The 15964-nt window shown below is 77.3% G+C and carries 8 protein-coding genes; 1 reads left to right on the top strand and 7 read right to left on the bottom strand.

All coding sequences use genetic code 11. The annotated features are described in order from the left end of the window. Nucleotides 1-10: 10 nt before the first annotated feature. Nucleotides 11-1912 (bottom strand): hypothetical protein, encoded by a 1902-nt coding sequence (locus tag ACGF13_RS09020; RefSeq protein WP_392870745.1) that lies wholly within the window; start codon nt 1910-1912, stop codon nt 11-13. 310 nt (nt 1913-2222) lie between these two features. After that, nucleotides 2223-4616: a BTAD domain-containing putative transcriptional regulator gene (locus ACGF13_RS09015; RefSeq protein ID WP_392870742.1), complete on the bottom strand. Its 2394-nt coding sequence runs from the start codon at nt 4614-4616 to the stop codon at nt 2223-2225. Nucleotides 4617-4970: 354 nt separating this feature from the next. On the opposite strand from ACGF13_RS09015, the gene ACGF13_RS09010 reads away from it, so the two are divergent. After that, nucleotides 4971-8021 carry a BTAD domain-containing putative transcriptional regulator gene (locus ACGF13_RS09010; RefSeq protein WP_392870739.1) on the top strand — a complete coding sequence of 1017 codons (3051 nt, stop codon included), beginning with the start codon at nt 4971-4973 and terminating at the stop codon, nt 8019-8021. Here the strand turns inward: ACGF13_RS09010 and ACGF13_RS09005 are convergent. The 5 genes from ACGF13_RS09005 to ACGF13_RS08985 form a co-directional block, all read right to left on the bottom strand. Beyond that, nucleotides 7958-8548: a sigma-70 family RNA polymerase sigma factor gene (locus tag ACGF13_RS09005; RefSeq protein WP_392870736.1), complete on the bottom strand. Its 591-nt coding sequence runs from the start codon at nt 8546-8548 to the stop codon at nt 7958-7960. The two genes, ACGF13_RS09010 and ACGF13_RS09005, sit on opposite strands and share 64 nt — an antisense overlap. A 196-nt stretch (nt 8549-8744) precedes the next feature. Then, nucleotides 8745-9191 (bottom strand): hypothetical protein, encoded by a 447-nt coding sequence (locus ACGF13_RS09000; protein WP_392870733.1) that lies wholly within the window; start codon nt 9189-9191, stop codon nt 8745-8747. A gap of 200 nt (nt 9192-9391) precedes the next feature. Then, nucleotides 9392-10642: a S8 family serine peptidase gene (locus ACGF13_RS08995; protein ID WP_392870730.1), complete on the bottom strand. Its 1251-nt coding sequence runs from the start codon at nt 10640-10642 to the stop codon at nt 9392-9394. Further along, a complete protein-coding gene (locus ACGF13_RS08990; RefSeq protein ID WP_392870727.1) occupies nt 10639-13995 on the bottom strand; it encodes a right-handed parallel beta-helix repeat-containing protein in 3357 nt (1118 codons plus the stop codon). The genes ACGF13_RS08995 and ACGF13_RS08990 overlap by 4 nt, the downstream gene beginning before the upstream one ends. A 125-nt stretch (nt 13996-14120) precedes the next feature. Next, on the bottom strand, nt 14121-15929 hold the full coding sequence (locus ACGF13_RS08985) for a hypothetical protein (RefSeq protein WP_392870724.1): 1809 nt from the start codon (nt 15927-15929) through the stop codon (nt 14121-14123). Nucleotides 15930-15964: the final 35 nt, after the last annotated feature.

The following is a 15964-nucleotide window of genomic DNA, read 5'->3' as shown; positions in this document are numbered from 1 at the left end:
CCGCCGTGCGTTACTGCGACTCCTCCGTGGTGCGGCGGCGACGGCCGCCGACCATGCCGAAGCCGCCGCCGATCAGCAGCAGCGCGCCGGCTCCGGCGACGATCACGCTGGTGGCGCTGCCGCCGCCGGTGGAGGCGAGGGGCTGGCCGTGGGCGTCCGTGCTGGGGGTGGGGGTGGCCGCGGGTGCGGCGGCCACGGCTGCGGCCGCGGGGGTGGTCGGTGCTGCGGTGGGGCTCGCCGCCGGTGCTGCGGTGTCGGCGGGCGACGCGGGGGCCGTGTCCGCCGTGGTGGGGGTGGTCGCCGGTGCCGGGGCCTGGGTGGTGGGGGTCGCCACCGGTGCCGGGGTGCGGGTCTGGGGCGGGGCCGACGTCGGGGCCTGGGTCGGCTGTTGGGTGGGGCGCGACGTGGTCGGCTGGCCGGCCGGCGCCGAGGTGGCGGTCGCGGTCGCGGTCGAGGTCCCGGTCGCGGCCGGAGTGGTCGTGGTCGCCGTGACCACCGGGGCGGCCGTCGGGGAGCAGTCCGCCGTGGGGGTCTGGGTGCCGGTGGCGGCCGGGGTCGTGGGCTTGGGGGTCTTGGTCTTCGACTTGGTGGGTGACGGGTGCTCGGTGGGGTCGGCGGGCTGGGCGGTGGTGACCTTCGGCGCCGGGCTGTCGTCGCCGGAGTCGTCCGAGCCGTCGGAGCCGTCCGCCGGTGCCGTGCCCGTCGCGTGCTTGGCCTCCACCGCCGTCTGGCGCCGGCTCTCCGAGGCGCTCGCCTCCGGGGAGGCGGGCGTGCGCGTCTCGGCGTCGCGCCGCGCGCTGGCCGACGGCGAGGCGGTGGCCGTGGCCGTGGCCACGACGGTGGCCGTGGGCACCGGGCTCGGGCACTGCGCGGCGCCGTCCGAGGGCTTGGAGTCGAGGTGGTACCCGGCCACGATCCTGGTGAACTCGTACGGGCTCTGCTGGATCCCGCCGCACATGGACGCGGCGTCCTTGGAGAACGCCCCGCCGCAGGCGCGGTCCCGGTTGACGGCCCAGAAGGTGAAGCGGGCGAGGTGGTGGGCGGCCGCGAAGTCCCGCATGGCCTGGAAGTCCGCCGGGGAGACGACCTCGTCCGGGGAGTCGCTGTGCCCGTTGATGGAGGACAGCCCCGCGTGCCGCCAGGCGGTGTCCTGGTCGTAGCCGTAGGCCTTGACGAGGGTCTGCTGGAGCCCGGTGAGGGCGGCCTTGGTGGCGTCGACCATGGTGCCGTTGTGGCGGTCGAAGTCGAAGGGCATGACCACCCAGCCGTCCACCTCCAGACCGGCCTTGGCGGCCTTGGCGATGAGGTCGGTGCCGTCGGCGTCGGGGCCGTTCTCCTCGGCACTGAAGGTGACGTAGACCTTCAGGCCCGGGTTCTTGGTCTTGACGGTCTTGAGCGCGTCGACGACCCGCTGCCGGGATTCGGCGCCGGTCAGCTCGGTGCTCTCGATGTCGACGTCGATCGCCTTCAGCTGGTAGGCGTCGATCACCTTCTGGTAGGCCGCGGCGAGTTGGGCCGCGTCGGCGCACTTCTCGCCGAGCTTGGCGCCGTCCCAGCCGCCGAAGGAGGCGACCACGTCGCCGCCGGCGGCGCGGATGGCGCGGATCTTCGTCTCCTCGTCGCTGCCGGTCAGCGCGCGTTTGCCGTCCCAGGCGGGCTCGCAGCCGCCCTCGCCCGCGAGCAGGAAGGCCAGGGTGAACTGCCGGATGCCGGTGGCCTTCATCACCTCGACGGGGTCCTGGGCGTCGCCCGAGTCGCCCCAGCCCAGGTACTCGTAGACGGCGTTGAGGCCGACCGGGTCGGTGGCGGCGGCCGGGGCGTCGTTCTGGGCGACGATCAGGACACCGCCGGCCGCGAGCGCGGTGGCGGCGGCGGCGATCCGCCGACGGCGGCTGAGCCGGTGTTTGGACATGGCAGGGATCTCCTGGGCTGGGAAGCGGACGGGGCCGAGAGTGGACGGGGCCGGCCCCGCCGCCGTTGCCCCGGTCCCGCCCGGGGCCGCGGGTGCGGGGCCGGTTCGAGGCGCCCCCGCGTACGGCGGCGGGTACACGGCCCGTGGGCCCCAAGGGTCACCGCCTCGTGCAGGGGGTCCTCGGCGAGGGACACGGAATGGCACCCCCGCCCGGTTCACCGCGGCGTCGACCGGTCCGGCGTCCCGTCAACTGCCGGGCGCCCTGCAGCTCTGGGCCCCCTACGGAGACCAGGGACAAGGGCGGCGCGGCTCACGCGTCCGCCGCGATCCCCTGCCTGGGTATGCCCGGCCGCCCGGTCCGGGCGTCGGCGGCCGTTCCCTGCCGGGGGACGCCCGGGCGCGGCTCCGCGGGGGCGCCGTGCACCAGTTCCTCCAGCAGCCGGTCCAGGGGGTCCGCCGTCACGGGCTCGGCGGCCGGCGGTTCCCCTGCCGCGGGCTCTGCCGCGGCATGGTCGGCGGCCTCGCCCGAGGCCTCGTTCCGGAAGCCTTCGAGGGTCCGGCTCAGCCGGTCCACCAGCCGGGCCCGCCCGGAGTCCGCGGCCCGCTCGACGTCCACGGACTGCCCGGACTGCCCCGAGAGCCCGGAGAGCCCGGAGAGCCCGAGCCGCCCCGCCGACCCGGAGTGCGCCCCCTGCTCGGGGACGGTCGGCTCGGGCACCTGACGGACCAGTTCGTCGACGAGTCGGCGGGCCAGCTCCAGTGCCTGCCCGGCGGTCTCCAGCGCGCGGGCGGAGACGCCCTGCACCGGGACGGCGACCGTCACGCAGTCCAGGGCCGCGCCCGCCGCCCGCACCACGTGGTCGAGCAGCCGCCGGGTGGCGGCCATCCGTTCCGGGCAGGGCAGTTCGGCGGCCAGTTCGACGGCGTAGAGGCGGGCGAGGCGATCGACCTGGAAGAGCCCCGGCAGGGCCTCCAGGACGAGGTGCGCCGCGTCCAGCTCGGCGAGCAGTTCGCGGGCCCGGGCGGGCGAGGCGCCGGTCAGCGCCGCGGCGTCGCCGCTGTCGAGGGTCTCACCGGGGTGCAGTCCGGACAGGGCGAACAGGCGCCGGGCGTCCTCGGGCAGGACGCGGACGCTGCGGCCGAGGGCCGTCGCCATGCCGAGCGCACCGCCGGTGGCGAGTGCGGCGAGGCCGGTGTGCCGGTCCGACATCTCCTCGGCCAGGTCGTTCAGCGACCAGGCGGGCCGGGAGGCCAGCCGGGCGCCGGCGACCCGGAGGGCCAGCGGCAGCCGGTCGCACAGGGCGGCCAGTCGCCGGGCGGCGCACGGCTCGGCCGCGACGCGCTGCGGTCCGGCGACCCGGGCGAGGAGGTCGACGGCCTCGTCCTCCGGCAGGCCGGCGAGGGGCAGCGGGATGGCGGCCTCGCGCACCACCAGGTCGGTCAGCCGGGAGCGGCTGGTGACGACGACCACCGGCTCGGGCGCCGCGGGCAGCAGCGGCTCGACCTGTTCGGCGGAGCGCGCGCCGTCGAGGACGAGCAGCAGCCTGCGCCCCTCCGTCAGGGTGTGGAAGAGCTCGGCGGCCCTGGAGGTGTCCTCGGGCACCTCCTCGGCCGGGACGCCCAGCGCGCCGAGCAGGGTGGCGAGCGCCTCGGCGGGGGTGAGCGGCTCCTCCTCGCCGAAGCCCCGCAGGTTCAGGTGGATCCGGCCGTCGGGGAAGCGGTCGGCGTGGGCGTGCGCCCAGTGCAGGACCAGGCTGCTCTTTCCGGCTCCGGCGACCCCGGTGACCAGCACCGGCCGGCCCTCGGCGCGCAGCGTCGCCTCGTCCAGCTGCCGCAGTTCCGCGGCGCGGCCGACCAGGCCGACGCCCAGCCGCGGCAGGGCGCCACCGCGCGGCAGGGCGCCGCGCCGCGGACCGCCGTGCCGCGGTGCGCCGGCCAAGACCGTGCCGGCGCCGCCGGTGCCGCCAGTGTCGTCGGCGCCGCCGGCCACCGCGTCCAGGGCTTCGCCCGCCTCGCGCAGCGGCCGGCCCGGGGTACGGCCGTGGGCGGCGAGCCGGGCCAGGGCCCGCTGGTGGGCGAGCCGGGCGTCGGCGGTGCGGCCGGCCTGGTGGAGGCAGCGGACCAGCAGGGCGGCGGCCTCCTCCCGCAGCGGGTCGGCGGTGACGGCGGCCTGAAGGTCGGTGAGGGCTTCGGCGCCGCGGCCCGCGGTCAGCAGTCGCCCGGCGAGGGCTTCGGCGGCGCGGATCCGCGCGGTGTCGAGCCGTCGGCCGGTGGTCTCGGTGAGGGTGCGCGAGCCGCAGTCCGTCAGCGCCGGTCCGTCCCACAGGTCGAGGGCCTCGCGCAGCAGTCCGATGGCGCGCTCGGCGTCGGCGGCCTCCTCGGCGGCGGCCGTCAGGCGTGCGAAGTGGGTGGCGTCGACCGATTCGGGCTCGCCGACCAGGACGTAGCCCTGGGGCCGGGTCAGCAGGCTGAGGCCTTCGCCGAGTCCGCGCCGGACGGCGGAGACGTGGCCCTGGAGCGCGGCCCGGGCGGTCGGCGGCGGTGCGCCGTCCCACACCGTGTCGAGCAGCCGGTCGACGGCCACGGGGTGGTTCAACTCGCTCGCGAGCAGGGCGAGTACGGCCCGGCGGCGGGCGCCGGCCACGACGACCGGGCGCCCTTGTTCGCAGCGGACTTCGACTCGGCCGAGCAGCCGGACGCGCACACTCTCTCCTGACCGCCTGAGGACTGGGTGGGGCGGGACGGGCTGGCCGGAACCAGACGGACTGGGTGGGACTGGCCGAGGATATGAAGGTGTTCGATCTTCGTCCAAGCCCCCGGAGGGAATGGTAAGGAAACCCAACTAGCATGCCGCGCTTCGGTATTGACTACCGGAACCACCGGTGGGCAATACCCAAGCTTCGTGCGGAGTTCACCCACTGCTCATCATGGACACGGCATCCCCGCGACCCGGAAGGCCTCCGGACACCTCTAGTGACGCGCGTAGAATTACCGTATGTAAGGAATGATTAAATAGCCGCTCGGCGAAACCGCCGGTCGTCGAACCCATGGGGAGCACATGCGCATCCGGCTGCTCGGGCCCACCGAACTCAGGGCCGCCGACGGCCGGACGATCCCCGTGTCGGGGGCCAAGCGCCGGGGCGTACTGGCCCTGCTGGCCCTGGAGTTCGGCCGCGTCGTGCGCGTCGAACGCTTCTACGACCTGCTCTGGGACGAGACCCCGCCCGCCCAGGCCAAGGCCGTGGTCCAGGGTCACGTCGCCGCGCTGCGCAAGCACGTGAACGGCACCTCCCTCACCCTGGAGACCCAGGCCTCCGGCTACCTCCTCAACGGCGACCCGGAGGCGGTCGACGTCCACCGCTTCCGCGCGCTCACCGCCCGGGCCGGCGAGGAGCCGGACGGCGCGACGGCGGCCGCCCTGTTCGGCGAGGCCCTCCGCCTCTGGGAGGGCGACGCGCTCGCCGACCTGCCCGACACCGAACTGCGGCGCGACCTGGCGGACCGGCTGGACCGCGCCCACGAGCAGGCCGTGCACGACTGGGCCGAACGGCTGCTGCGCATCGGTCAGGGCAGCGCCGCCCTCCCGGTGCTCGAACAGCTGCTACACACCGAATGGCTCCAGGAGCCGACCGCCGCCCTGCTGGTCCGCTGCCTGCACCAGGCCGGGCGCCCGGCCGAGGCCCTGCGGCTCTACCACCGGGCGCGCAGCGGGCTCGCCGCCGAACTCGGCCTGCGTCCCGGCCCGGCGCTGCAGGCCGCCCTGGCCACGGTGCTCGCCGACGAACGCGCCACGGCGGGCCCCGGCCGCGCCACGGAGCCCGGCCGCGTCCCCGAGCAGGGCCGCACCCCCGAGCACGGCCACGCCCCGGACCGCCTGGAGCCCACCCGCCGCCAGGACCGGCCACCGGCCCCGCCCGCCCCGGCCGTCAGCGCCGACACCGACACCGACGCCGACACGGACACCCCCACCGCCGCCCGCCCCGCCGTGAGCCCGCTGCCCCGCCGCACGCCCGGATTCGTCGGCCGGGCCGCCGAGTTGGACTGGCTCGACCAGGCCTGCGGCACCGAACGCCCCGACCACGCGCTGGCCGTGGTGGTGGGCGCGGCCGGCGCCGGCAAGACCGCCACCGTGGTGCGCTGGGCCCACACCACCGCCACAGGCTTCCGCGACGGCCACCTCCACCACGACCTGCGGGGCTTCGACCCGGCCTGCCCCAGCGACCCGGCCGAGGTGCTGGGCCGCTTCCTGCGGGCGCTCGGGCTGGCCGAGGCCGAGATCCCCGAGGACCGCGCCCGGCGCGGCGCGCTCTACCGGGCGCTCACCGCCGACCGCGAGCTGCTGGTGCTGCTCGACAACGTGCGCAGCGCCGCCGACGTCACCGAACTGCTGCCCGCCGGGCCGCGCAGCGCGACGGTGGTGACCAGCCGCAACACCCTGGAGGACCTGGTCGTCTCCGAGGGGGCGGCCCTGCTGCGGCTGGAGGCGCTGCCCGAGACCGACGCCCTCGACCTGCTCGCCCAGGTCCTCGGCGAGCGGCGGCTCGCCGAGGAGCCGGCCGCCGCCCGCCGGCTGGCCGAGCTGTGCGACCACCTGCCGCTCGCGCTGCGGATCGCCGCGGCCCGGCTGGCCGCCCAACCGGCCTGGACCGTCGGCCACCTGGTCGCCGAGGTCGAGGACGAGCGCACCCGGCTGCCGGCCCTGGACGCCCACGGCGGTGTGAGCGTGCGCTCGGCGCTCAACCTGACGCTGCGCCTGCTGCCGCCGGCCGCGGTGCGGCTGGTCGCCCTGCTGGCCGTGGCGCCCGGGCCGGAGATCGACGTACCGACCGCGGCCGCGCTTCTCGCCGCGCCGCCGGGCGAGGCCCGCCGGGCGCTCGGCACCCTGACCGCCCATCACCTGCTCACCGAGACGGCCCCGGGCCGCTACGGCCGCCACGACCTGATCCGGCTCTACGGCCGGGAGCTGCTGGACGCCGATCCGCCGGCGAACCGTCACCGGGCGCTGGTCCGGCTGCTCGACTACTACCTGGCCGCCGCCATGGCCGGTGCCTGTCTGCTCCAGCCGCACCTGACCGAGTTCGAGCGGCCGGTCGGGTTCCCGCCGCCGGTGCTGCCCGACCTGCCGGACGTGCGCTCGGCCCTGGAGTGGTTCCGCGCCGAGGAGCCCGCCGTCCGCGCACTGGTGGCCGCCGCCACCGGGGCCGGCGAGGACGAACGGGCCTGGCAGCTGGCCTTCCTCGCCAACTGCCTCTACTTCGGGTCGGGCCGGCTCACCGACCGGCTCGACTGCCTGCGGCACGGGCTGTCCGCGGCCACCCTGACCGGGGACCCGGTGGCGACGGCCCTGCTGGAGGCCGCCACCGCGCGGGCGCTCAGCGGCAAGCGGCGCCCGGCGGAGGCGCTGGTCCTCGCCCGCCGGGCGCACGACCGCACCCGCGACCACGACGGGGCCGCGCAGATCTACACCATGGGCGTGCTGGTGGTGGCGCTCGCCGACCACGGCGACCTGGCCGACGCCCGGTGGCTCTCCGAGGCGACCGTGCGCCGGATGGGCGAGCTGGGCCTGGACCAGGCCGGCGCCACGGTGCTGAGCAACGCGGCGACCCTGGCGAACCTCGGCGGCGACGGGCGGACGGCGCTGCGCCACGCCCGCGAGGCCCGTCGGCTGCTGGCCCCGCACCCGCACGCCACCTTCCACCTGCTCGCCCTCGTCGAGGAGGCGCAGGCGCTGCGGCTGCTCGGCCTGGTCGAGGAGTCGGAGCAGGCCTGGAAGGAGGCGGCGGCCCGCTGCCGGGCCAGTGCGGCCCGCCACCTGGAGGCGGCCGTCGAACAGCGCTGCGCCGACTTCCTGCTGTCCACCGGACGGCCGGCCGAGGCGGCGGCGCGGCTGCGCACGGCCGTGGCGCTGTACGGGGAGCTCGGCGACACCGGGAGCGTCGCCGAGCTCGGGGCGCGGGTCCGCGTGATCGAGGCGGAGCTGCCGCCGCGGGACGGGCCCGACGGGGAACTCCCGCCCCGGAGCGCGCCCGAGGGGGAGTTCCCGGCTCAGACCGCGACCGGGAGGATCCCCCGGGCCGCCAGGATCGGCCGCAGCGCCCGCACCGCGTAGAAGTTGCGGGACTTCACCGTCCCCACCGGCACGCCGAACGCCGACGCGACCTCGGCCGTCGAACGGCCGTTCAGGTGCAGTTCCACCAGCACGTCGCGGTGGTGCGGCTGCAGCTCCGCCATGGCCGTCGCCAGGTCGCGGGCCGCGATCACGTCCTCGTACGGGTCGTGGGTCCCGGCGTACTCCTCGACGGAGCCGGTCCCGACCTCGCGGGCCCGCGCGGAGGCGGTCCTGAAGTGGTCGATGGCGATCCGCCGGGCCACCGTGAACAGCCACGGGCGGCTCTCCTCGACGCCGCGTTCGATCGCGGCCGGGTTCTGCCAGGCCCGCAGGAAGGTCTCCTGCAGGATGTCCTCGGCCTTGCCCCGGTCACCGCTGGTGACCCGGAGCATGGCGCGCAGCAGGCCCGGCCCGTGCACGCGGTACAGCTCCGCCAGGGTGTCCTGGTCCAGGGTCGGGCGGCCCTGGACGGGGTGTTCGGCGCGCTGCTGGGCGCCTTCGGGTGAAGCGGCGGCATCCTCGGCCACGGCGCTGTCCTTCGCTCCGGTACGACGGCATCGGCGGGCAGCCGCGGGGACTTCTTCGTGGTGGGCCCCGGTGCCCCGCCCTGACGGGAGAACCGTCCCAGCCGCCGCCAACGTCCGCCCAACGGCCGCGGCGGCTCCCGCGTTGGCGGTCGTTGGTACCCGTTGGGTCCCGTTGGCGTCGGAGAGCGCGGGTGGTTCAGGCCCGGGCCGCGAGTGCCGCGGTGAGCCGCTCGACGCCCTCCTCGCCGAACCGCAGCACCAGGATCGCGACCCACTCGGCCAGTTCGGCGCGCTCCCGCTCGGACCAGGTCGGGGCCGAGGGGTGCTCGTCGACCACCAGGACGCGGGCCAGCACCAGGTGGTCGGCGCCGGGCGTCGGCCGGGCCCCGGCCAGTCCGCGCAGGGCCAGCCGTCGGGCGGTGGCGACGACCTCCCGGGCGGCGGCCTCGGGGACGACCCACGCGGCCGGGAGGGCCGCGACGGGGCGCTGGGCGCCGGTGGACGGGACGGGCGCCGGCTCGGCCTCGTCGGCCAGCCAGGAGGCGATCAGCCGACGGGCCGTCGCCTCGTCGTCCCGCCCCTGCCCGTCCTGTCCGTCCTGCCCGTGCCCGCCTCGTCCGTACCCGTCCCGACCGTCCGTCATGGCCCGGAGTCTCTCACCATCGCGGTCCACCAGCGTGGTTGCCATCGGAGTCCACCTCACCCGTCCGCCCGGGTCCTGGACCCGGGCCGCTCACCTGTCGTGTGGTTGAACGGAAAACGTGCTCGCAGATGTTCAACCCGGCGACACATTCCCTTACGGGACGTCCTGCGGGCCGGGCGGCGTACGCCCGCGGCGGGCCGTCAGCCGGCGGCGCGGCCCGCCCGGCGGCGGCCGAGCCGCGCGGTCAGGCCGCCGAAGGCCACCAGCAGGACCACGCCGGTGCTGCCGCCCGCCACCGCGAGGGCCCGCCAGGCCCTGGAGCGGTCCGGCCCCGGATCGACCCGCACCGGGGAGCCGGGGTCGGCCGCCCGGGCGCCGGCGGGCCAGGAGGCGGTGACGGCGGCGACCGGGTCGACCACCCCGTACCCCACCGCGGCGTCCGGCAGCCGGGTGCCGGGGTGGTAGGCGGTCGCCTCCAGGCGCCGGGTCAGCTGCTCCGGGGTCAGCTCGGGCCGCAGTGCCAGCACCAGGGCCGCCGCCCCGGCCACGTGGGCGGTGGCGCAGCCGGGGCCGGAGGCGGTGAACAGGCCGCCGCCGGGCCCGGTGGCGGTCACGCCCTCGCCGGGGGCGGCCAGGTCGACGCGCCCCTCCAGGCCGCCGCCGGACGGGCCGTTCGGGCCGGTGGAGGCCACCGCGAGCACCCCCGGGTAGGAGGCGGGGAACACCGGCGAGCTGGTGCTGCGGCCGTCCGGGGCCGCGGGGGCGACGACCAGGGCGCCGTGCGCCGCCGCGTACTTGACCGCCTCGCCGAGGGCGTCGCCGGGCCCCGGGACGGGCACCTCGACGGCGATCACCCGGGCGCCCTTGTCGACGGCGGCGCGGATCCCGCCGCCCAGCAGGTCGGGGGTGGTGGCGCCGGCGTCGTCGGTGACCGCGACCGCCAGGACGCGGGCCTCGGGGGCGAGGCCGGAGGGGCCCGTGTCGGCGGTGCGGCGGCCCGCCACCAGGGCGGCAGCGAAGGTGCCGTAGCCGACGCAGTCGCGGCCCGCGTCGCCGGTGCCGTAGAGCCGGGGCCCGAGCTGCAGCCGCCCGGCCAGGGCGGGCAGCGCCGCGTCCACCCCGGAGCCGACCACCGCGACCGTGACGCCGGCGCCCCGGCTGAGCGGCCAGGCGTCCTCCGGGCGCAGCGCGGCCTGGGCCCAGCCGGCCGTGTCGGCGGGGCGCTCGGAGGGCTTCAGGCAGCCGTTCTTCTGGACGTCCTGGCGGGTCTGGGCGAGCAGCGGCGGCGGCTCCGCAGCGGGCGCCGCCGGGGCGCCGGGCACCGGGGCAGCGGCCGGCGGGGCACCGGGCGCCGGGGCGCCCGGCGCCGGGGTGGCCGCCCCGGCGGGCGGGGCGGCGCAGGCCAGCAGCGCGCCGGCCAGCGCGGCCCCCGCCCAGCGACGCCCGGTCATACCGCGCTGCCCGACCGCGCCGGGGCGAGGTCCTGCGGCAGGAGCAGGCTGAGCTCGGCCAGGTCGGAGACGTCGAGCCGGCTGAGTCGGCCGGCCTGCCGGGTGATCATGCCCTCCAGGGTCTGCCGGGCGGTGCGGCCGTTGCCGAAGGTGCGGTCGCGGGGCATCCCGGCGAAGGCCGTGCCGAGGGCGTCGACGGTCTCCGGGGCGAGGACGTAGCCGGCCTTCTCGGCGTGCAGCCCGACGATGGTGACCAGTTCCTCGTCCGTGTAGTGCTCGAACTCGACCTGCCGGGAGAAGCGCGAGGCCAGGCCCGGGTTGGAGGCGAGGAAGCCGCGCATCTCCTCCTCGTAGCCGGCCACGATCACCACCACCTCGTCGCGGTGGTCCTCCATCAGCTTCATCAGGGTGTCCACGGCCTCCTGGCCGAAGTCGTTGCCGGCGCCGCCCCGGGGGGTGAGGGTGTACGCCTCGTCGACGAAGAGCACGCCGCCGCGGGCCCGCTCGAAGGCCTCCTTGGTGAGCTGCGCGGTGTGGCCGACGTACCGGCCGACCAGGTCGGCGCGGGCGGTCTCGACCAGCTGGCCGCCGGGCAGCACGCCCAGTTCGGCCAGCAGCCGCCCGTACAGCCGGGCGACGGTGGTCTTGCCGGTGCCGGGCGGGCCGGCGAAGACCAGGTGGTGGCTGATGGCGGCGGTCGGCAGCCCGGCCTCCTCGCGGCGGCGCACCTGGGTGATCAGGTTGACGAGGTCCTCGACCTGCTCCTTGGCGGCGGGCAGGCCGACCATGGCACGCAGCTCGTCCAGGATGACGGCGCTGTCCGCGGCCGCCCGGGGCCCGGCGGCCTCCTGCCCGGTGTCCTCGGCGACCAGCACCGCGAGGTCGGCGTCGGTGATCTCGGGCAGCCGGGCCAGCCGGGTGGCCTGACGGTCCACCATCTCCTCGAAGACCTTGCGGGCGGCGCGGCCGTTGCCGAAGTCGGCGCCCTTGGGCATCCGGTCGAACAGCTCGGTGAGCGCCTCCCGGGTGCCGTCGGCCAGCTCGTAGCCGTGGCCGACGGCGGCCCGCTCGACGATGGTGACCAGTTCGTCGACCTCGTAGTTGGCGAACTCGACGGTCCGGCTGAACCGGGAGGCCAGGCCGGGGTTGGAGGCCAGGAAGTCGGTCATCTCGGCGGAGTAGCCGGCCACGATGACGACGATGTCGTCGCGGTGGTCCTCCATCAGCTTGACCAGGGTGTCGATCGCCTCACGGCCGAAGTCCGGGCCGCTGCCGCCGGATCCGGCGGAGAGGGTGTAGGCCTCGTCGACGAAGAGGACGCCGCCGAGCGCCTCGGTGAACACCTCGGTGGTCTTGATCGCGGTGCCGCCGATGATGGAGGCGACCAGGTCGGCCCGGGCCACCTCGGTCAGGTGGCCGCTGCGCAGCACCCCGAGTTCGGCCAGGATGCTGCCGTAGAGCCGGGCGACGGTGGTCTTGCCGGTGCCGGGCGGCCCGGCGAAGATCAGGTGGCGGCTCATCGGAAGGGCGGGCATGCCGGCCAGTTCGCGGCGCCGGGCCAGCTTGTTGAGGTTGACCAGGGTGGCGACCTGCTCCTTGACGGCGGTGAGGCCGACCAGCGACCCCAGCACCTCCAGCGGCCCCTGCACCGCGGGCTCGACCGGTGCGGGGTGCTCGGCGGGCTCGCCGGGCTCACCCGGCCGGGCCGCGGCGGCGCCCGTGGACGGGGCGCCGGCGTCGGCGCTCGCCGAGCCGTGGGCGTCGGGGCTGTGGTTCTCCGCGCTGTGCAGGTTCTCCACCGAGAGCCGGGTGCTGGGGACGGTCTGGCGCAGGCCGGAGCCGCGGTTGCCGGTGACGGTGCAGCCGGTGACCCGCACCGCGTCGGCGGAGTCCACGCGGATCCCGTCGCCGGTGTTGTCCAGCGCCTCCAGCTGGGTCAGGACGGCGCGGGCGCCGGCGCCGATCCGGGCCCCGTGCCGGCGGTTGCCGCGCGCCCGCACCCGGGTGCAGGTCAGGTCGCCGCCGTCGTCGATGGCCACGCCGTCCGCGGCGGAGTCGACCACCTCGCAGTCCCGCAGTACGGCCACCCCGGCCTCGGCGACGTGGATGCCGGAGCCCTGGGCGTCCCGTACGGTGGTGCCGCCGACGAAGGTGTTGGCGCCGTCCGCGATCAGGACGCCGGCCCGGCCCGCGGCCAGCACCTCGGAGTTCTCCAGTCTCCCCCGGCCGTCCCGGACCACCTCCACGCCGTTGCCCCGGGCGTCGGTGACGACGGCCCGGCGCAGCAGCGGGTTGGCGCCCTCGCCGATCCGCACCCCGGCGCCGCCGACGTCGCGGACCTCCAGCCGGTCGAGCTCGGGGGTGGCCTCCCCCGTCAGCTCGACCCCGGTGTCGCCGCAGTCGCGCACGGCCAGCCTGGTCATCACCGGGCCGGCGGAGTCCTCGACCCGCACGCCGACCGTCTCGGCGCCGCTGACCTCGCACTCCTCGAAGGTGCCGCGCGAGCGCGCGGTGACGTGGATGCCGTGGCCGCGGGTACGGACGGTGCGGCAGCGGCGCAGCAGCGGGTCGGTGCCGCCGCCCAGCACGATGCCGTGGCCGGCGGTGGCGGTGAAGGTGCAGTCCTCCAGCGTGACCCGGGAGGCGGAGCTGATGTAGGCACCGACGGGGGCGTCCCGGACGGCGGTGCGCAGCACCCGGGTGGTGCTGTGCTCCTCCAGGGCGATCGCGGGCTTGTCGGTGGTGGAGATCTCGCAGCCCTCGACGGTGCCCCTGGCCTCGCCGTTGGCGCACACGCCGTTGCCCCGGGCGTCGCGCATCACGCAGTTGCGCACGACCGGGTTGGCGCTCTCGCCGATCACCAGGGCGGAGGTGCCGAGGTGCTCGATGACGCAGTCCTCGATGACGCTGGCGCCGGTGGAGGTCTCCACGATGCCGGCGCCGGCGGAGTTGACGACGCGGCAGCCGCGCATCGCCAGCGCCCCCTGCTGGCGGGTCAGCACGGCCGTCCAGGAGTTGCCGACCACCTCGCAGTCCTGCAGGGCGGCCTGGCCGCGGGGGACGTCCACGGCGGGCAGCTCCTCGTCCTGTCCGTGCAGGACCAGGCCGGTGAGCTGGACGGCCTCCGCGACCACCTGGACCACGCAGCCGCGCCGCGGGGTGATCTTCACCGTGCCACGGGCCTCCTCGGCGGCGATGGTGACCATCTTGGTGATCACCAGGTTCTCCTCGTACCGCCCGGGGCGCACGGAGATCACCGCCCCGGCGCGGGCCGCCTCCAGGGCCTCGCCGATGGTGCGGTAGCTGCCGCCCACCCGCTGGTCCTGACACACCGTCAACACGTGGCGCGACATGGCTCGGGTTCTTCCCTTTCGTTCTGCTGGTCTGTCACTCGGTGCCCGGTCCGCTCGGCGGCGGTCCGCCCCGGGCGTCCGCTCTGAGCGGTGCGTTCGGGGCCCGTCCGCCGGGGGGGGGCGGGTCATCCGGTGCAGTCGGCCTTGACGGTCGAGGCGGCCAGGTGGGCACCGGCCGTGCTGCCCCAGTCGATGCCCCGGGTGTGGAGCACGACCGCGATCCGGCCGCCGCTCACCGGGAAGGTGCCTGCGCTCACCCACCGGCCGAGGTTCTGCGGCTGGTTGACCGAGAACGAGCCGAGGGTGGCGCCGCCGTCGCCCTGCTGCACGGTGTAGTAGGCGGGGACGCCGCCGACCGCCTTCAGGTCGCCGTTGTTCGGGATGTAGACGGACAGCCGACAGCTGCCGGCGGAGACCTGGCCGGTGCTGAACGTCCACACCACCGAGTTCTCGTCGTCCTTGTTGCGGTCCCCGGACATCGGCACCGAGGTGAACTGGCCGCCGCAGCCACCGCCGCCGTCGGAACGGGTGACCCAGTCCTTGGAGCCGGAGGACCGGCCCTTCTCCGCGTAGCCCGTACCGGCCGAGGAGCAGCCGGGGCCGGCGACCGCGGAGTAGGACGGCGGGGCCGGCGGGGCCACCACCGCGGGCGGCTTCGGCTGGGGAGCCCCCGGCTGGGCCGGGGCGGGCGCCGGGGCAGGGGCACCGGGCTGCGCCGGGGCCTGCGGCGCGCCGCCGGCGGCGGGCAGGGCGGCGGCCGCCCCCGCACCGGAACGGGCGACGGGCGCCTGGCCGGCGGGCTGGGCGGCGGGCGCCGCACCGGCCTGGGCGGGCGCCGCGAGCGGCTGGTCGGGCGTGCCGGGGGCGGGCGCGCCCGCGGCCGGAAGACCGGCGGCGGCCGGGTCGGCCGGCGCACCGGCGGGAACCTCGGTGGGGGCGGCACCGGCCGACGGCGTCCCGGCGGGGCTCTCGGCCGACGGGACGGCGGCGTCCGGCTCCGGCACCCCCGCGTCGGGTCGGCTCGTCCCGGGGGCGCCGAGCGACTCGACCGGATCGGCCCCGCCGTCTCCCCGGCCGAGCACCAGCGGCAGGCTCATCAGCACCACGCCCACGGCGGCGGCCGCGACCGCCGGACGGGGCAGACCGCGCAGGCGGCCGCCGCGCTCCTCGGCGGCGGGCTCGGCCGGCCCGGCCGTGTCGACGGCCTCGGGACCGGGCGCGGCGGCGGCGCCGACGGGGACGGCCGAGGCCAGGGTGCGCGCCGCACGGGCGGGGGCCTGGACGAAGGCCCGCCGCAGGGCGTTCAGCCGGGCGGCGCCGACGGCCCCGGTGCGGCCCGCCGGCTGCTCGGTCTCCGCCGTGGCCTCGGGGGCACCGGGCGCGGACGACGGGGCGGGCGACGGCTCGGGCTTGGGCGCGTCCTCGGGCTTGGGGGTGCCGGGCCGGGACGCCGCCCCGGCGGCGGGCCGGGGCGCAGCGGGGGACTGGGGTGCGGCGGGGGGCCGGGGTGCGGCGGGGGGCCGGGGTGCGGCAGCGGGCTGCGGTGCGGCGGTGGACTGCGCGAAACGCGGCCGCGCCGTGGCGGCGGGGCCGCCCGCCGGGGCGGCGGATGCGGCGGTGGGCGCCGGACCGAATCCCGCCGCGCCGAACCCGGCGGCCCCGCCGACCGCGGCGGAGGCGGCGGGCGTCGTGGGCGCAGCGGGAGCGGCGGGGGCAGCACCGGCGGGCTCGGGCTCGGCGCCCTCGGCGGCCCCGACCGCGGACGGCGCGGACGGGAAGCGGCTGCGCCCCGCCGGCCCGGGCACGGCAGCAGGCGCCGCGGCCGCAACGGGCGCCGCAGTGGCCGCCTCATCGCCGTCCTCCATCAGCCAGGCGACCGCCGGCAGCTGGTACCCGGCCGATCCGCCGCCGTTCACGTTCTGGCCCGTGCCCACCACAGCTCCCTGGGTTCCGTTGAGGTTTCCGCTTC

The organism is Kitasatospora sp. NPDC048286, assembly GCF_043201735.1.
GTDB lineage: Bacteria > Actinomycetota > Actinomycetes > Streptomycetales > Streptomycetaceae > Kitasatospora.
Note: the sequence above shows the minus strand (reverse complement) of the source record. Positions and strands in the feature narration are given on the sequence as shown.